Source organism: Legionella taurinensis, assembly GCF_900452865.1.
GTDB lineage: Bacteria > Pseudomonadota > Gammaproteobacteria > Legionellales > Legionellaceae > Legionella_C > Legionella_C taurinensis.
This window is the reverse complement of sequence record NZ_UGOZ01000001.1, coordinates 37,636-54,178: the sequence shown is the minus strand read 5'-3', so window position 1 is coordinate 54,178 and position 16,543 is coordinate 37,636. Positions and strand designations below refer to the sequence as shown.

Below are 16,543 nucleotides of genomic sequence, written 5' to 3'. Positions count from 1 at the left end.
CTTAAGTAAGAGTGATACCGCAGGCCAGATCAGACACTACACCGGCATAGCCGCGGGCATAATGCGACAGAATGAACTTTAACAGGGGGGCATTGTCCATCACCATCATGCCCAGGTTGCGTCCGGCGCCAAGACCCGGAATACGACTGCCGAAAAGCGTCACCAGCCCATCGGTAAAATGAATGATCGCCTGCTGATCGTGGAGGCGCATGGCCTGGTATTGTTCCACCATGGCGGGATTGATGCCTTGCTCAACAATGACCTGGGCTAAGGCCGCCATGTCGCGAAGCCCGAGATTAAACCCCTGTCCGGCCACAGGATGCAGGGTCCGGGCAGCATTGCCGACAAAAATAACCGGCCACTGGACCGTTTCAGGCATGACGATCTGTTTTAAGGGATAAACCGCACGCTCGCCCACTTTGATAAAGCGTCCCAGTTTGTACCCGAATACCTGTTGCAACCGTCGTAAAAACTGCGGCTCAGGCAAGGCACTGACGGCTTTGGCTTCGGCAGGAGGAAGACACCAAACCAGCGCCGAGCGGCGGTTTGTCATCGGTAACAGCGCCAGGGGGCCATTGCGGGTAAAACGCTCATAGGCAACGTGATGATGGTCGCGATTCAATCCAATATTGGCAATGACCGCGTGCTGATGATAATCCTTGCCATGCGCCGGTAAATTCAATAATTGCCTCACCGTGGATTGCCCGCCGTCTGCAGCGATAAGCAATTGCGTCGTGATCCGGCGCAATCCCTGCCCATCGTCAATGACTGCCAGACGCTCATCATTATCCCAGGAAATCAATTTTGCCGGTGCAGCCACCTGCTGCGGCGTCAACAAGGGGTACACGGCACGTTGGATGGCCTGCAACGGCACGACATAACCCAAGGGATTGTCTTCTCCGCCCTGTAATCGCGTCGTGGCAAAACGGCCCTGTTCAGAAACATGGATGGTGGTAATCGACGTGGCATCCGGAGCAATCGATGGCCAGAGTTTGAGCATGTTCAGAATGGTGACGCTCGCCGGTGAAAGGGCCAGGGTTCGCGTATCAAAATCGTCCTTAAGCAGGGTGCTGTAAGGCAGCGCTTCAATCATCAAAACGCGATAAGGACTGTTCGCCAAAGCCAGCATCAGGGCGGCACCAATCAAGCCACCGCCGACGATTAAAATATCAACCTGTTCATCAACCACGCATCAACGCCTCTATTTCATCAATTTCTACTGGCAGCGCGGCAGTCAGGTTTTCATAGCCGTCTGCCGTTACCACAATATCATCCTCGATACGAACCCCGATGTTCCACCAGCGCTCATCCACCCCCGGCATTCCAGCACGGATATAAAGACCCGGTTCAACTGTCAGAACCATCCCGGCCTTCAGGGGCCGCCAGTCATTGTCCACTTTATAACTGCCGCTGTCATGCACATCAAGACCCAGCCAATGCCCGGAATTGTGCATGTAAAACGGCTTATATGCTTCAGTCGTCACCAACGAATCGACATCCCCCTGCAATAGCCCCAACTCACAAAGCCCCTGGGTTAAAATCCTGACCATGGTTTTCTGCACCGCATTCCAGGGCAGGCCTGGTTTAATGCAGGCAATGCCTGCACGCTGAGCCTCTAATACCAGTTGATAAATGGCACGTTGCTCTGCACTGAAGCGGCCATTCACCGGAAAAGTACGGGTGATGTCCGCAGCGTAATTTTCATACTCTCCCCCGGCATCAATCAACACCAGATCGCCATCTCGCAAGCGTTGATTATTGTCGGTGTAATGGAGAACACAAGCATTGGCACCGCCGCCCACGATGGGATCATAAGCCGGGCCACGGCATCCCTGACTGAAAAACTCATGCATTAATTCGGCTTCCAGCTGGTATTCGTATTCCGCTTCGCGGCAAGCCTGCATGGCGCGGACATGGGCATTGACGGAGATGCCCGCCGCCCGCCGCATCAAATTGAGCTCCACCTCGCTTTTAAACAAGCGCATCTCGCTTAACAGTGGGTCAAGATCACAGAGTGCGCCAGGCGCCTTCACCCCTCGACGAATCTGACCTTTCAACTCATTCAGTACATGGATGATTTTTTCTTCGTAGGCCGGATGTTTACCCAGCGCATAATAAATGGCAGTTTTATCCGCCAGCAACTGCGGCAAATGGATATCCAGGGTTTCAATGGCAAATGCTTCTTTCATACCCAGGCGGCTGCACGCGTCTTCCTGACCCAGGCGTTTGCCTGTCCATTGCTCCTGGGCAGGGTTACGCGGCCGGTTAAACAAATAACTGTCGCCTTCCTGACCGGCAACAATCACCAGCACTGCCTCAGGCTCATTAAAACCGGTCAGGTAGTAGAAATCGCTGGCCTGGCGAAAACGGTAATGGGCATCGCCATTACGCAGGACTTCATCGGCCGCCGGAACAATGGCCACGGCGCCCAAAGGCAGGGATTGGGCCAGTTGTTGTCGTCTCGCACGGTATTCTTGCTGGGTAATCATCATCTATTCCTTGTTTAACTGGACTAACGCTCAAACTCTAATGAGCCGCATCAGGATTATCCTTATCGCTGCCTTCCTGTAAATCGCTGTGTAGTCGAAGCACGGCCATGCGCGTGTATTCACTGACTTCCATTAAGGCTTTTTCGTCCTCTTCATCGACATCCAGGGATTGGTAATCGAGCTCGGCAAATTCGGTGATGTGTTGCAGGGTATCCTGAGAATCTTCCTCGGCAAATTGTTCAAACCCCACACCCGCGAGAGTCATGCCCTGGGTAAATCCCTCACACCATTCACTGAACGCCTGGGCGCGATAAAGCAGCGGCTCGTGATCGTCTGGCAGCAGCAGCTGAAAATCAAAATCCAGCGTGTTGATCTGCTGTTCACTTAAAGCATAGACGCTGAACATGGCCATAGCCGCCACGCGGGTGGCGTCATCCTTACGGCTGTTCACCGCTAATGCGCGCAGGTAAGCCTCCCCCTGCTGCGGAGCGCCGGCGCACAGGTAACCGCACATCATGCCGTGCAATTCGCTGCTGGAAATCGGCAAAGCCAACACCGCAATGGTTTCAGTAAAAGCCTGGTAATCAGGCAGCTTCGTCAGATGGTTTTCAACCGGCATGGTAAACTCGTTAAAACAAATGGCTAATAATAACTGATTTGCCCCAACAAGCCAAAATTGTTACCATTTACTCATTGCTGTAACCAGAAAGGCTCGCTGACATGAGTACATCCAAAACGTGTTCAATTAGGTTATTAAGTAAAACCTATGACATCAAATGCCCTGAGCATGAAACTGACAACCTGCAATTAGCTGCCCAGAAGCTGCAGGATCAATTGCTTGCCAATAAACGAAAATTCAAGCAGCTGGATGACTTTAATAATTTATTACTGGCCGCGTTGCACATCTCCCATGAGTTGATTAACTACCAGCGTCTACAGGAACAGCAACGCCATCAGGTCACGCAATTCATCAGTTCCCTTGAAAATAAAATCAATCAGGTGGTGAATGGCAGTCCTGAGCTGCAGCCCGACTGACCGTAAAAAGAGAGTAAATTTTACTTTCCTCTGGTGACGAACAGGCCTTCGGTGCTATACTGCAATTAACCCGGCAGCGAGTGATTTATGAACCAACACTCACTGACAGGGGAGCATCCTGCAGCACAGTGTTGTGCAAGCCCACCCTGAGTGGGAAGCCTGAACTGTCTCATCCGCCCCCCACTTGAACCCCAGGGTTCAAAATCTTGGCCTGTCGGGCTGCTTATACGCTTAACTGCTCGCCTGGTTTTGTTTTTTCCTGTAAATCCCCCAACCGACCCTGATGAGCTGCCAACCATTCCAGTAACCCTAATTTTTCAGGGACGCCTAAAATTATTTGTTCCTGTTTTTTTGCGGTACGGTATTTCACCTCACTTGAAAAAAACGTATGACTCAGGCCTTCGCTCTCTCGCTGCTCTCTATATTGCTGCAGCTTAAACAGCACCAGGCTTTCATCGAGTAATTCCCTGTCTTTTGGAGACAACAACCATCCCTCTTGCCCTTTAATCTGTTGACAAAAGGTTTCTATCCTTTCGTACGGCACAGCCATGGCTTTAAATTGCGCGGTTATCGCATTGCATAAGGCCACTTTGCGCGTGATGGCATCGTCAATCCAGCGATCCTGGTTGGCTCTAAAATGCCATAAGTCAGGCGCAAGGGCTTTTAATAACCCCTTGCGCAGAGCCGGCAACAACGGGCGGATGGCTTCAAATTCCTTCTCTTTCAATAGAATATGGTAGCTGATGCAACTCTCCATTTGGTTGATGAGTTCGACAGCGCGGTAGGGGGTGTTTCTTAAAAGACGAAGCATCGCTGATTCAGAGCGCCGCTCTTCATCCGTCGTACGGTCCCGGTAATAAATAAGAAAAGGAATCAACGCCGCCCGCTCCTCGGACGTTTGGTAATACAGCAGATAAAAAAGAGCGGCCATGGACGAAATGGACATGTCGAGATTGGCTTTGGCTCCCGGAGAAGTACTCTTTGCCCGCTTTTTAAGCCTCGCTGACGGGTAACAACCCATTTCCTCGTGTTCCGCATAACCAATAACCCGACAGGTTGATTGCATGAGTGCAGAAAGGGTCTCCGCTTTAAAAAGCCCCGGCGATCCATTAAAGCGGTCAACAATTTCTTTAAAACAGAGGCTGTGGTGGTCATTGACGGGGATCATTTGCTGGGTTTCGAGTTTCTCTTGAAACCGGATAAGCGGCAGAGCTTTTGCATCACTTTCCCATTGATCCGGCTTTAACGTGACAATCACATCCTGCCAATTGTTTTTAATCATCTGCCTTAAGAGCTTTTTTTCATCCTCCCCCACCGTGGAGGTTTCATCAAGCTCGCTCAACGCGCCTAAAATCCCCGTTGCCCTGTCCACCCCCAATGGCCACTTCAACTGCTGATACGCTTCAATCAGTTCCTGCAACGCCTTTTTTAATTCACCTACCGTCATAAACGCTCCTTGGTCTTGTTGATTCGTGCCCTATCCAGTCTTTAGTTGTTCTTTTAACGCCAGTAATTGATCCCGCACCTGCGCGGCCTGTTCAAATTCCATGTTCTCTGCGTGGGCGTGCATCCGCTTTTCCAGCAATTTAATCTGTTTAGCCAACTGATCCGGCGGCAAATGTTCATACCCTGCTTTTTTCTCACTGCTCCTGCGTTTAATGGCATAAGCACCCTCCATGATATCCGCTACGGATTTGCGAATCCCTTTCGGGGTTATGCCGTGCTGTTCATTAAAGTACATCTGTTTTGTTCGGCGGCGTTCCGTTTCGTCAATGGCCCGCTGCATGGAGCCCGTGATGCGGTCAGCGTAGAGCAGTGCGCGTCCGTTGATATTACGCGCCGCCCGGCCTATGGTCTGAATCAGGGAGCGATCAGAACGCAAAAAGCCTTCCTTGTCGGCGTCAAGAATCGCCACCAGCGCCACTTCCGGCATGTCCAACCCTTCGCGCAGAAGGTTAATGCCCACCAGCACATCAAATTCGCCAAGACGAAGATCGCGGATGATTTCAACCCGTTCAACCGTGTCGATGTCCGCATGCAGGTAGCGGACTTTAATGCCGTGCTCGCGCAGGTAATCCGTCAAATCCTCCGCCATCCGTTTCGTCAATGTGGTCACCAGCACGCGCTCACCCTGGCTTACAACCGTATGGATTTCAGACAGCAAATCATCCACCTGATTTCTCACCGGGCGAATCTCCACCTGAGGATCCACCAAGCCAGTGGGCCTGACCACCTGCTCGGCGACATTGCCGGCCTGCTCCTGTTCAAAGGGGCCCGGGGTCGCCGACACGTAAATGGTCTGGGGCGAACGGTGGTCGAACTCTTCGAAGCGCAGCGGCCGGTTATCGAGGGCTGAGGGAAGACGAAAACCATAATTGACCAGCGTTTCCTTTCTGGCGCGATCGCCACGGTACATGCCGCCAATCTGCGGCACCGTGACATGCGACTCGTCGATAATCAACAGCGCGTCCGGCGGCAGGTAATCAAACAAGGTCGGCGGCGGTTCACCTTCGCTTCGTCCCGATAAATAGCGGGAATAATTTTCAATGCCTGAGCAATAACCCAGCTCAAGCATCATTTCAATGTCAAAACAGGTGCGCTGCTGCAGGCGCTGTGCCTCCAGCAGTTTGTTTTCGCGGGTAAAGTAGTCAACCCGTTCCTTGAGCTCCTCCTTCACCCAGTCAACCGTTTGCAGAATACGTTCTCTTGGAGTGACATAGTGGGTTTTAGGGAAAATCGTCACCCTCGGCACACGCTGCAGCACTTCGCCGGTCAGAGGGTCAAAAAAGGACAGGTTTTCGACTTCGTCGTCAAACAACTCAATGCGCACCGCGCTTTTTTCAGAGTCGGCAGGGAACACATCGATGATGTCGCCGTGCACTCGAAATTGTCCCCGCTCCAGAGAAACCTGGCTGCGAATGTATTGCATTTCAGCAAGTCGTTTTAATATTTTACGTTGATCGCATTGTTCTCCGCGAGAGAGATGTAATAACATACGCAGGTAAGAATCCGGATCACCCAGACCGTAAATCGCCGATACGGTGGCGACGATAATTGCATCCCGACGCTCAATCAGTGCTTTGGTCGCCGATAAGCGCATTTGTTCAATGTGCTCATTGATGGAGGCGTCTTTTTCGATGAAGGTATCGGAGGAAGGGACATACGCTTCCGGTTGATAATAGTCATAATACGAGACGAAATACTCAACGGCATTATCGGGAAAATACGCTTTGAATTCGCCGTACAGCTGCGCTGCCAGTGTCTTGTTGGGCGCCATGATCAATGCCGGCCGTTTCATGGCCTGGATAACATGGGCAATGGTAAAGGTTTTACCCGAACCGGTCACCCCAAGCAGCGTCTGGCGGGCCAATCCCGATTGCAGCCCATCGATCAGTGAGGCAATGGCGGTGGGTTGATCGCCGGCGGGTTGATAATCGGCATAGAGTTTAAAAACGTTTTTCATACGAGTAACCGGGTGTTGTAATTGCCTAAAATTAAGGCAGACAGTTAACATCCTAGCATAGGAGTTTAAAAATGAATATCACACTAGCCGGCCGTGTGCAGCAAGTCAAGCCGTCACCGACATTGGCTGTCGCGGCCAAAGCAGCGCAGATGAAAGCCGATGGGCTTGATGTCATTGGCCTGGGCGCCGGCGAACCTGATTTTGATACCCCAATGCACATCAAGGAAGCCGCCATTGCCGCCATTGAGGCCGGCTTCACCAAATACACCGCCGTGGACGGCATTCCCGAACTCAAGCAGGCCATACGCGACAAGTTCAAACGCGACAACAACCTGGATTACCAACTCAATCAGATTTTAGTTTCTGTCGGCGGCAAACAAAGCATTTTTAACCTTTGCCAGGCCTTCATCGACGAAGGCGACGAGGTTTTAATTCCAGGCCCCTATTGGGTTTCCTACCCGGACATCGTCCTGCTCGCGGGCGGCACACCGGTGATTATCCCCTCGACGCCCGCCCAGCGCTTTAAAATCACGGCAGACCAGCTCAAACAAGCCATCACGCCAAAAACCAAAATGATTTTTATCAACAGCCCATCCAATCCATCGGGTGTTGCTTATAGTTTAGCGGAATTAAAAGCCCTGGGTGAGGTTTTGAAACAACATCCACAGATTCTCATTGCGACAGACGACATGTATGAACACATTCTCTGGTCACAGCCTTTCTGCAATATTTTGAATGCCTGCCCGGAATTGTATGAACGCACCATCGTGCTGAATGGCGTATCGAAAGCCTATTCCATGACCGGTTGGCGCATAGGCTATGCCGCCGGACCCGCTGTGCTCATCAACGCCATGAAAACCGTGCAATCGCAATCAACGTCCAACCCCTGCTCCATCGCCCAGCGTGCATCAGTCGCTGCTTTAAATGGCGGGTTGGAAACCGTGCAGGCGATGGTCAAAGCCTTCCATCAACGCCACAACTACATTGTTGAACGCCTTGAAGCCATTCCCGGCATAGAAACCATTCCTGCCGATGGGACATTTTATATCTTCCCCAATGTGCAGGCGGTTATCGAACGAAAGGGCTTTGTCAATGACATGGAATTTTCTGAAAAACTGTTAAAAGAGACCGGCGTCGCCTTAGTTCCCGGTTCCGCCTTCGGCAATGAGGGTTGTATCCGCCTGTCCTTTGCCACCAGCATGGACATCATCCGCGATGCCATGGATCGTTTAGCCCGTTTTTGTAAATAAACGAAAAAAAGTTCCGTAATCCCTTGACCACCAGGCGGAATCAATTTAAGATTCCGCCCTATTCCCCGGTAGCTCAGCCGGTAGAGCGGATGACTGTTAATCATTAGGTCACAGGTTCGAGTCCTGTCCGGGGAGCCAAATCCAGTCTGGGTTTTGGCGAATTCCAAGTTTTCCCTTCCTGAAGCTTGGTACCAGTTTTGGTACCGATTTTAAAATACAAAATAACGAAAGTGTGGGTATTTTCCAATTATGATCACAACCCTAAGAAGAAAGCTGTTGAATCCCTTTTTCAAAAGTACCGCCTGATAAAGCATTATTTAAATGAAAGTAAAACAAATCCCTGTGTATTTTTTCAAGTTCAATCAGAAATAGTTTTGTTAATTTAATGTTCTCTTTACCATTATGAACAAAATTATTTCGATGCTCTTTTATTAGCGTTAGCAAATTTTTAACTTTAAATTTGTTTGAGTATAGTGAAGAACATCGTTCAATTAATACATCAACTGAACCATTAGTTAATTATTACTGAGCATATTTAATGCTACCTCTTTAATTGAATTGTCTCGAAAATCATTACTCCACCATTTGTTTTAAAATAAGCTTTGGTTTTAGTCCAAATTGACTCTACTCGAATAGCATCCAAAATGCTGATATTGATTGATATTAAATGATATTTTTTTGTGTATGGTAAGGCGTACACAACGAGGCTTGTGTACAGTAAAATCAAAAAAATCGGACACAACTTATTTTGGTCTCCAATTATTTGACACACAGGCTGTATAATCTGCTATAATACTATTAACTCATCTACCTTCAGTGTAGAAGGAGCATTCGAGGTCGCTTAGGCGGCCTCAGCTTTTTCTAGGATCCCTATTCACACTTGACTCTTTCTGATTTGTCCTACCTTTTCTTTCATCATGCACATAGGCAGTAGTTAACGAATAGTAGTCTTTACGCTTTGAAAGAATAATCATATATTGTTCTGGAGGAAGCCAGAGTACAGTATTCATATTCGATTCTCTTTTGTTCTCCCAACATAAAATTTCAGAGTAACCACTATGTTGGATTATGTGTGGGATCCAACTAATTCGTTCACAACGACGAAAATCTACAATTCGATCTTCATCAACCCCAGGACCTGATGTGATCAAATGCCAAAAACTTCCATGCATTTCAGAAACTGGTTCTAAATAGCGGCATCTAATTGGTAATCCCAGAAATGATAATTTACGATCAATTTTATCAAGGAATAGTTGATATAAAGCATTTTGGTAGTTGTTCCAATCACTACCAAAACTTTCAAACAATACAAGATCAGGTAAGGGATACAAACTCACAAACGCCCCTCCCAATTAAATAAGTTAAATTTACGTGCGCCGAGAGAGGTACTGCGAACAAGAGATAGACCAGTACGTGATTTGATTAGATCTACAATTCTTTGCTTTGCATCACTTTGCCCACCTTGAGGATAACGGTTGGCATAGGATATGGAACCAATCAATAAATCAGCTAGTTGGATTAATACATTTTCATGTGATCTTACTTCTTGGATTCTTGCGACCACCTGTTTATTAAAATCATGGTGGGAGTTACAAAGCACTTCATGGAGTTTTTCTATTTTTAAATAGCCTTGAGTATCTTTAATATCAAGATAGATATGATAGGAATTTTTAGGATCAATGAACCACTCCAACATTTGCCAATACATTTTGTAATAAAACTGATCATGAGTATGGTTAAATTTGTCGTGTTGGAGTTGATTTTTATCAATGATAATTGCTCTAAAAGAGAGTTGCTCACAACTAAAAAAATAATTTGTTAAAGCTTCATATGCTGGGAGCTTATTACGTGTAACCTTTGTCCATTTTATTTCTGAGAATTCTTTAAGCTTATTTTGACGTTTAATCTCTTTAATTTCTTGAAATATTGCATCTTTATCTTTAATAGGACAGGCGATGGCACCAAGTACCATGTATCTATTATTTACGGTAATTGCTGAGGATTCTAAATGGCAACTTTCATCACAGTATATATTTATCAGTTCATTCATCATAATTCCATTCATTAGGAAACCATATCATATGTATTTATGCCATCACTTTGCTTTAATATTTAAATACACAATGTTATTAGCCATTAAATTGTGAATATAGTGAGACCATTGTTCTAAAGCTTCTTTTCTTTGGGGCAACATTTCATTTATTATAAGTTGCCATGATTCGTGGCATTTTATGTCCCAGACATTTCTCATAACTACAGGATCAATTTGTAAAGCCTCTCCAAGTTGATTGGCGAAAGTACGACGTAGATCATGTGCAGTCCACTCCGAAATGCCCACACGTTCTTGAATACGTTTAATAGCTCTGGTAAAGCATTTTCTGTCAATGGATGACAATAGTCTATACCTGTTAAAACATAATCTGATCTACTAAGTGATTTTAGCTGCAAAAATAATTGTTCGGTCAAATCACTAAGATGTACTTTGTGAACCATGCTAGCCTTGGAATGCAAGGCGGGAATTGTCCAAAGTGACTCATCAAAATTAATTTCACTCCACTTTGCCAAACGCAGTTCAGCAGTACGAACACCAGTCAGTAAAATAATCTTAATGGCGATGCGGGTTTGAGGTGCCATTTGTGAGTCGTTACCATCTAGAAATAGCCAGAGAGATTTGATTTCATCCAGACTTAAAACACGCTCTCTTGGTTTCTCATGACCGCCAATATCCCTTGCATGCCAAAATTGGGGCGCTGAAAAACATTGCTGAAAAATTCAAGGATCATTCTTTTGATGCCGGGGCATTCAGAGCGGCAGTAACGAGTTACCGCACGCAGGATGTTTCTGCAAGCCTTGGAAAAAGCAAAACCAGGGAACTGATTGACGAGTTAGAACGCCTGAGTCAGCAAGCAAAACATTATATGCTGACCGATAAGGATGAAAAAGTTCGCGTGGCGCCTCCCGCAGTTAAACACTAATCACGGCATCCTGAACTATACTAAAAATGAATCCCTGCGGATTGAATGGGAGTTATCATGTTGAATGAAATGAAGAAAATGGATTCTATTCTCAGGAACATTGAAGCATCCTCGGTCAGAGCAAGCCTGAATGGCGATGTAGGGGATTTTATTGCCACCCAGCAACGTCTGAATAAATTAAATAGCGACTTCAGGCTGATGCTATTAAAATACCTGGAAGAAATGGAAAAAAGCGGATTAATGCTTCCGCAGCGTTAATCCTTACGGAGCCCCTATGACTCAAACCGTGACCGACGAAGCGTTTACTATTATTCAGCAATTTAACCATCTCAATGCGTCGCGCGCGCCCATGGTTGAATTCCTGAAGATCATTGATGCGGAGCGCTTCGAAATTCGCCTGCGGGGCAGTGATATTCATTTTAAAGGCATTGCCGGGTTCGCTGATCATCAGATTGGGAAGCTGATTTATTTTGATCAGCATTTTGATTGTGAATTGGTGGGCAGTGAGCAGGAGGGCAATCAAGTCACTGTTCACACCAAAGGGGCCTGGCATGCCAGGCTTTGGCAATCGCCAGCGGCTTACAGCCAGCAATTGATCGCCGACATGACCCACACCTGGATTTTGTCGCGTCAAGGGGCGGACTCGCCGTTGTTAATCATTTCTCATGTGTGTGAATCCTTTGCCTACCGGAAGGGCTATTCCCCTGCCGATACAGTCGAAGATTTTCATCTTCGACTCAAATGAATGAGGGATGAACCCTAGGCCTGCCAATTACCGGCCAAATGTTTGGGCATAAACACAGTTCATTTCATCATAAACCGCCGCACCGCCATTGATGATGTTGCGGAAGGTGTTATTCAACTCCTCATGATTCTCACTGCCCGTCATGTTTGAAAAGAAGCGATTGGCTGCATTCAGCAGATTAGAACCCGGACGCCGTGATTGTCCCAAATCATGAAGCACCTTCAGCAGGACAGCATTTACCGCAACAGAGACGGCAAGACCCAAGGTAGAATCGATGCAATAAAACGGCAGAACAATAAGATTTGCCGCCACAACGACTTTCCCGGTCTTCAGCGCTTTATCTTCAACGGATTGCTTGACTTCTTTACGCATAATCACTCCTTTTCTATAAGACAATTACAGAGTACTCAGTGAACGAGCAAGTTGCAATATTTCGAACAATCTGGCCGCATGGGCAACTGATCGTGCACTATGAGGTACTGTCTATACTTGTTATAAACAGGAAGGCATCACCATGGACAGCGTTGAACGCAAAATCAATGAAGCGATTACCCGTCGCCATCGTGTCATCTTTCATTACGATGGGCATTCGCGTTGCGCGGAGCCCCATCATTATGGGCTCCTGAATGGCATAAAACAACTGCATGCTTACCAGGTATCGAATGGCAGCGCCAGCGGCCATCTTCCGCAATGGCGCAATTTCAGACTATCGGGAATAAACAATCTGGTGGTGGCCGACCACGCGTTTAACCCGCGCGGCGATCATCATCCGGACAATGCCCATTACAGCCGGATTTTTAATTCTGTCACTCCCTTAAAGAGTAATTGAAGCCTGGGAATCATCGCGGTCACGAGTAGCCACACGCGCAGCCTCTTCCTGAGGCTGTAACTGTTCCTGATGCAAGTGATCATTAATCAGGGTTAAATAATGCGTCAGTGGTTTAGGCCTTGACATGTTTAAAGCCAGAATTAACGATTTAATTAGCTCGCCCTCCACTGATTTAAAGCAATCCTGATTAAAATTGTATTTGTATTTCCAATCGATGTAATGCCCTTTGACAGAGACAGGTAACTTCCCGGTCATTAACTGATAGAGGGTATTGGCCAGGGTTTGTCGTTGCAGGCGCTCGAGATTGACTGATTTGCCTTCGAACACGGACGATTGATAATACGCTTTTGAGGTGTTGGTTTTTGCAGAGGGCATTTTGCTTTCATGAGACATCAGCAACCCTTTGAGATCGCTTATCACAAGGCCGCCCTGACTATCGAGAAGGATATTGCTGGGCTTAAGATCAGTATACCAGACGCCCCGCCTGTTTAATTCCAGATAAAATTCAAGGAATTTCTGCGCATAAAGCAACACCATGGTCTCCCTGTTGGGAGAATCCTTCTTGTGGTCGTCCAGTTGTTTGAATAATTCCTCAATATTCCCCTGGGGATAATAATGGCCGAATTCAATGTATGTTTTCTCCTGAAAATCATTGGCCACATAATGCATCAGCAACGGTTGGGGAACCTGGGGCATGCCGCTGACTTGCTCCCGGGCCTGTTTTGGCGATACCCCCCGTTCTTCATCCTGACTATCCACCCGGACAAACCGCATAATGAATTGCTGATCCTTATTGAGCGTCACATGGAGAATGGGGTTGTTGCCGCCTCCCAGGGACGTTACTTTATAACTGGAATCAATCGCCATCAGCCGATCCTGGACCAGGCCTTTAAAACTGTCCTTGCTGGTGTATTTACTGTACAAATTATCAAGATCCATCCGTTTAGCGATTTTTTTGACCTTTTTTTCAAGTTGACGGTGTTTGACCAGGTCGATAATCTGCTGGTGGGTTTTGTAAAGGGGGTGAGCAAGAAACCAATTTTTAATGATGGTATCGGCCTCGCCTTTGCCCATGATCTTGCGATGCAGCGCTTCGAGTTTGCCGTAATAATAGGGTAATCGTTCAGGGTCGCTTTTTTTGCTGTGATTCATCTTCTTAAGAATATCATTCAGAAGAACAATCTGTTTTCTTTTTTGGCTAAGCAAGCCGCCTTCGACGGGGAGTAAGTCAAACATAAGTTCACCATCCATGAGAATCTTATGTTTAAACTATAGACAAAAATTAGGCCTATTTGTTGTAATTTTAATCTAATTGGTATTTTTTATGCAATTTCCCGGCAATGACGCTGCCAGAAGTCGATTTCTGGCAGCGCGATGGGTTAAGGAGCCTGGATCTGATCTTTAATGTAGATACCGGCCGGCTTTAGGTTGCTGTCAACCCAGGCGCCATTGGCGCAGGTATTGGTCTTCCAAATGGCTCCCGAGCGAAAATCATCGGAATAATTCCAATTCGTCCAGCCGATTTTTTTAGCCGCCATCAACGCCATGTAGCGATTGGACATATCAAAATCATTGGCCCCGTCGCCGGTGAAGGTTTGCGTACCAAACTCGGTTACAAAAATCGGCAGGACCTGCGATGCATTGTCCAGTGCCGCCAGGTAATTATCGCGATGGGATGCCGCATAAAAGTGGAAGGAGTACATGATATTGGAAAACTGGACCGGATTATTGACTATTTCCTGATACGAGCCCCCCTCCGATACCCCCAAAGAACTCCAGGCGCGCGTACCGACAATGACTGGCGCTTTGGCGTCAATTGCCCGAATGACTGGAATGATTTCATTGGCATAGCTTTTAATCGTACTCCAGCTCACGCCATTGGGCTCATTGGCAATTTCATAAAGAATATTGTTTTTGTTCTTATGGGCCGTGGCAATGGCGGTGAAGAAAGTCTTGGCGCGGGCCAGGTTATAGTTCGGATCACCCGGGTTTAATATATGCCAATCCACAATCACATAGATTCCGCGGTCATAGGCCTCATCAATCAGTTGACTGACCTGATTGGTGAATTGCGTCGGGTTGGTTTCATACCCCCCTTCCTGGACATACAGGGAAACTCTGACGACGTTGGCTTTCATCTGATTGGTCAGATAGTCCAGGGACGCTGGCGTAGCGCAGTTTGCAAACCACTGCAGACCATGCGTACTCATGCCCTTCAGTTGAATGGGTGAACCGTGCTCATTACACAGTTTTGTTCCGCAGACCGTAAGCTGACCATTGGCGCCGACTGGTGTACTGGCATTCACCGGCGTTAACGTGATGGTTTCAATGGCATTTGCCGTCGCAGTTAGGGGTTGCGGTGAAAAATGAATGGCGTACCCGGGTACGGCATCGGCCGAGAGCGTGTAAATGACCCCATCCGTTAAATTCATGGTCAGAGAGCCGCTGCCATTGCTTAAGTCAATGACGGTCGACAGGGCTTCAGAACCATTATTTGGCGTGAGATGAACCGTTAACGCGGCCAATGTATCCGGCGCGCCGCTGACATTCATGGTGACGGTGTCCTCTGCAACCCTGAGGCACTGATACGTCAATTGGGTAACCGGCGTGGTCGACGCACTGGCAGTCACACTCGCGGGTTGGAATCCCGGCGTGCAGCGGTAGCCATTGTATTCAATCAATGCGGTCGAGAACGTGTAGGCCGCTCCCTCTCTTAAGTTTGAGACGGTGGAGGACGCATTCCAATTTAAGGCTTGCGTCGTGGATTGCCCCGTTTGACTTTGCGTGATCAACGCGGTGGGATTGCTGCCATACCCCGACAATTCGGCAGGCAGTGCCTGCAGTTGAATGGCCAGTTTGCCATTGGGTTGTACCCGTGCGTAACTGACCGACGCATGGACGGACTGATTGGCTGTCAACGTCAGGGTACTCGGCACCACGCTACCCTGGTAAACGTCACCATTGCTGGCGGTGATGGTTTCTGCTGCCAGTGAATAATTGCCAACCGCCAATCCGGATAAGGTTTTGGGTGAGGACCAGGGCAGTTGGATGCTATTGACGATCTGGCCATTCATCGACAGGTGAACCAGGGCATAATTTTCCGCCACGTTCGCGGGCTTTTCCGAGCTATTCGTTAAAATCAGGGTGCCGGACTCCACCACAGACCCGGTGTACACATTGACGCTGCCCTCAACATGATTGTCGCTGCTGACGCCATAATTGATTTGAAAAGCGCTTCCTGCCGGCAATTTGGAGTTAGCGCCGGGATAAGAAGGGAAATGCAGGGTCAGGGTGGCCAGAAACCGCCCATCAACCTGAGGCTGGGAACTGATAGTCAGTGCATTATCAGGGTAAGACAAGGGGGAAAATTCACCCCAAAATGTCGTGGAAATCGGGGTTGTACTTTTAAAGGTAATCGTCGAATCCTGAAAATCCACCGCCTGAGTGCACTGGTTGGTTAATTTCAAATTCACCGTTTTCCAATGCTGGTTTCCTTGCGCGCTGAATTGTGACGTGATGCAGGCGGTGGGTTGTGCGGCGGCGACAGCGACAGGCTGTGTGACAGCGGCTTGCGTCACGGCCAGAAAGGGGATTAAACCCAATAGAGGATATTTCATGAATGTTGCTTCCTTTTAATCAATCAATCTTCGGGAAAACTACAACATGAAAAAACCCGTCTTGCGAATTTTTTCAGGCCTAAAATAGCCTAAAAAAACAAGGATGTAAAATAAGCAGGGAGGGGAGGTGTCTTCTTTTA

At 47.8% G+C, this 16,543-nt stretch carries 16 protein-coding genes, 1 tRNA gene, 1 other RNA gene and 1 pseudogene; 8 read left to right on the top strand and 11 right to left on the bottom strand.

All coding sequences use genetic code 11. The annotated features are described in order from the left end of the window. Position 1: 1 nt before the first annotated feature. From DYE45_RS00260 to DYE45_RS00250, 3 genes are read right to left on the bottom strand one after another with little or no spacing between them, the layout of a single operon-like run. Complete coding sequence (locus tag DYE45_RS00260) at positions 2-1,189, bottom strand: FAD-dependent monooxygenase (protein ID WP_108291124.1); 1,188 nt, start codon at positions 1,187-1,189, stop codon at positions 2-4. Further along, positions 1,182-2,489: a Xaa-Pro aminopeptidase gene (gene pepP / locus DYE45_RS00255; RefSeq protein WP_108291122.1), complete on the bottom strand. Its 1,308-nt coding sequence runs from the start codon at positions 2,487-2,489 to the stop codon at positions 1,182-1,184. The genes DYE45_RS00260 and pepP overlap by 8 nt, the downstream gene beginning before the upstream one ends. Before the next feature lie 37 nt (positions 2,490-2,526). Further along, complete coding sequence (locus tag DYE45_RS00250; RefSeq protein ID WP_108291120.1) at positions 2,527-3,108, bottom strand: UPF0149 family protein; 582 nt, start codon at positions 3,106-3,108, stop codon at positions 2,527-2,529. A 101-nt stretch (positions 3,109-3,209) separates the two neighbouring features. Between DYE45_RS00250 and DYE45_RS00245 the strand changes: the two genes are divergently transcribed. Then, positions 3,210-3,524: a cell division protein ZapA gene (locus DYE45_RS00245; protein WP_108291118.1), complete on the top strand. Its 315-nt coding sequence runs from the start codon at positions 3,210-3,212 to the stop codon at positions 3,522-3,524. A gap of 64 nt (positions 3,525-3,588) precedes the next feature. Continuing rightward, positions 3,589-3,749, top strand: a non-coding RNA gene (ssrS, locus tag DYE45_RS00240) — 6S RNA. Here ssrS and DYE45_RS00235 read toward each other — a convergent pair. Beyond that, on the bottom strand, positions 3,748-4,971 hold the full coding sequence (locus DYE45_RS00235) for a hypothetical protein (RefSeq protein WP_115300244.1): 1,224 nt from the start codon (positions 4,969-4,971) through the stop codon (positions 3,748-3,750). The two genes, ssrS and DYE45_RS00235, sit on opposite strands and share 2 nt — an antisense overlap. A 30-nt stretch (positions 4,972-5,001) precedes the next feature. Next, positions 5,002-6,987, bottom strand: coding sequence for an excinuclease ABC subunit UvrB (gene uvrB, locus DYE45_RS00230; protein ID WP_108291114.1), 1,986 nt, complete (start codon positions 6,985-6,987; stop codon positions 5,002-5,004). 71 nt (positions 6,988-7,058) lie between these two features. On the opposite strand from uvrB, the gene DYE45_RS00225 reads away from it, so the two are divergent. Then, complete coding sequence (locus DYE45_RS00225; RefSeq protein WP_108291112.1) at positions 7,059-8,237, top strand: pyridoxal phosphate-dependent aminotransferase; 1,179 nt, start codon at positions 7,059-7,061, stop codon at positions 8,235-8,237. Between the two features lie 62 nt (positions 8,238-8,299). Continuing rightward, positions 8,300-8,375, top strand: a tRNA-Asn gene (locus tag DYE45_RS00220). A 713-nt stretch (positions 8,376-9,088) separates the two neighbouring features. On the opposite strand, the gene DYE45_RS14555 is transcribed toward DYE45_RS00220, so the two are convergent. From DYE45_RS14555 to DYE45_RS00210, 3 genes and pseudogenes are all read right to left on the bottom strand, one after another. Continuing rightward, positions 9,089-9,574, bottom strand: a complete 486-nt coding sequence (locus DYE45_RS14555; RefSeq protein ID WP_133138163.1) for a hypothetical protein — start codon at positions 9,572-9,574, stop codon at positions 9,089-9,091. Further along, positions 9,571-10,290: a DUF3800 domain-containing protein gene (locus DYE45_RS00215; RefSeq protein WP_207393859.1), complete on the bottom strand. Its 720-nt coding sequence runs from the start codon at positions 10,288-10,290 to the stop codon at positions 9,571-9,573. The genes DYE45_RS14555 and DYE45_RS00215 overlap by 4 nt, the downstream gene beginning before the upstream one ends. A gap of 42 nt (positions 10,291-10,332) precedes the next feature. After that, positions 10,333-10,970, bottom strand: a pseudogene (locus DYE45_RS00210) (tyrosine-type recombinase/integrase); the annotation flags it as partial. Between DYE45_RS00210 and DYE45_RS00205 the strand changes: the two are divergent. The 3 genes from DYE45_RS00205 to DYE45_RS00195 are packed head-to-tail and all read left to right on the top strand — an operon-like array spanning position 10,940 to position 11,957. Then, positions 10,940-11,212 carry a hypothetical protein gene (locus DYE45_RS00205; protein ID WP_133138162.1) on the top strand — a complete coding sequence of 91 codons (273 nt, stop codon included), beginning with the start codon at positions 10,940-10,942 and terminating at the stop codon, positions 11,210-11,212. The pseudogene DYE45_RS00210 and the gene DYE45_RS00205 sit on opposite strands and share 31 nt — an antisense overlap. A 57-nt stretch (positions 11,213-11,269) precedes the next feature. Next, positions 11,270-11,470: a hypothetical protein gene (locus DYE45_RS00200; protein ID WP_108291108.1), complete on the top strand. Its 201-nt coding sequence runs from the start codon at positions 11,270-11,272 to the stop codon at positions 11,468-11,470. Between the two features lie 16 nt (positions 11,471-11,486). Further along, positions 11,487-11,957, top strand: a complete 471-nt coding sequence (locus DYE45_RS00195; RefSeq protein WP_108291106.1) for a hypothetical protein — start codon at positions 11,487-11,489, stop codon at positions 11,955-11,957. Positions 11,958-11,984: 27 nt separating this feature from the next. Here the strand turns inward: DYE45_RS00195 and DYE45_RS00190 are convergent, their stop codons facing one another. Beyond that, on the bottom strand, positions 11,985-12,329 hold the full coding sequence (locus tag DYE45_RS00190) for a hypothetical protein (protein WP_108291104.1): 345 nt from the start codon (positions 12,327-12,329) through the stop codon (positions 11,985-11,987). Positions 12,330-12,471: 142 nt separating this feature from the next. Between DYE45_RS00190 and DYE45_RS00185 the strand changes: the two genes are divergently transcribed. Next, positions 12,472-12,786 (top strand): WYL domain-containing protein, encoded by a 315-nt coding sequence (locus DYE45_RS00185; protein WP_108291102.1) that lies wholly within the window; start codon positions 12,472-12,474, stop codon positions 12,784-12,786. On the opposite strand, the gene DYE45_RS00180 is transcribed toward DYE45_RS00185, so the two are convergent. Both DYE45_RS00180 and DYE45_RS14810 read right to left on the bottom strand, forming a co-directional pair. Continuing rightward, positions 12,772-14,022: a protein kinase family protein gene (locus tag DYE45_RS00180; RefSeq protein ID WP_160160650.1), complete on the bottom strand. Its 1,251-nt coding sequence runs from the start codon at positions 14,020-14,022 to the stop codon at positions 12,772-12,774. The genes DYE45_RS00185 and DYE45_RS00180 overlap by 15 nt on opposite strands. 143 nt (positions 14,023-14,165) lie before the next feature. After that, complete coding sequence (locus DYE45_RS14810) at positions 14,166-16,403, bottom strand: glycoside hydrolase family 5 protein (protein WP_207393858.1); 2,238 nt, start codon at positions 16,401-16,403, stop codon at positions 14,166-14,168. Between the last annotated feature and the right edge of the window lie 140 nt (positions 16,404-16,543).

Excerpts from the sequence above, each read along its gene's own strand:
- pepP (WP_108291122.1), bottom strand. The coding sequence starts at position 2,489 with ATGATTACCCAGCAAGAATACCGTGCGAGACGACAACAACTGGCCCAA.
- DYE45_RS00250 (WP_108291120.1), bottom strand. The coding sequence starts at position 3,108 with ATGCCGGTTGAAAACCATCTGACGAAGCTGCCTGATTACCAGGCTTTT.
- DYE45_RS00245 (WP_108291118.1), top strand. The coding sequence starts at position 3,210 with ATGAGTACATCCAAAACGTGTTCAATTAGGTTATTAAGTAAAACCTAT.
- DYE45_RS00235 (WP_115300244.1), bottom strand. The coding sequence starts at position 4,971 with ATGACGGTAGGTGAATTAAAAAAGGCGTTGCAGGAACTGATTGAAGCG.
- uvrB (WP_108291114.1), bottom strand. The coding sequence starts at position 6,987 with ATGAAAAACGTTTTTAAACTCTATGCCGATTATCAACCCGCCGGCGAT.
- DYE45_RS00225 (WP_108291112.1), top strand. The coding sequence starts at position 7,059 with ATGAATATCACACTAGCCGGCCGTGTGCAGCAAGTCAAGCCGTCACCG.
- DYE45_RS00215 (WP_207393859.1), bottom strand. The coding sequence starts at position 10,290 with ATGATGAATGAACTGATAAATATATACTGTGATGAAAGTTGCCATTTA.
- DYE45_RS00200 (WP_108291108.1), top strand. The coding sequence starts at position 11,270 with ATGTTGAATGAAATGAAGAAAATGGATTCTATTCTCAGGAACATTGAA.
- DYE45_RS00195 (WP_108291106.1), top strand. The coding sequence starts at position 11,487 with ATGACTCAAACCGTGACCGACGAAGCGTTTACTATTATTCAGCAATTT.
- DYE45_RS00190 (WP_108291104.1), bottom strand. The coding sequence starts at position 12,329 with ATGCGTAAAGAAGTCAAGCAATCCGTTGAAGATAAAGCGCTGAAGACC.
- DYE45_RS00185 (WP_108291102.1), top strand. The coding sequence starts at position 12,472 with ATGGACAGCGTTGAACGCAAAATCAATGAAGCGATTACCCGTCGCCAT.
- DYE45_RS00180 (WP_160160650.1), bottom strand. The coding sequence starts at position 14,022 with ATGTTTGACTTACTCCCCGTCGAAGGCGGCTTGCTTAGCCAAAAAAGA.
- DYE45_RS14810 (WP_207393858.1), bottom strand. The coding sequence starts at position 16,403 with ATGAAATATCCTCTATTGGGTTTAATCCCCTTTCTGGCCGTGACGCAA.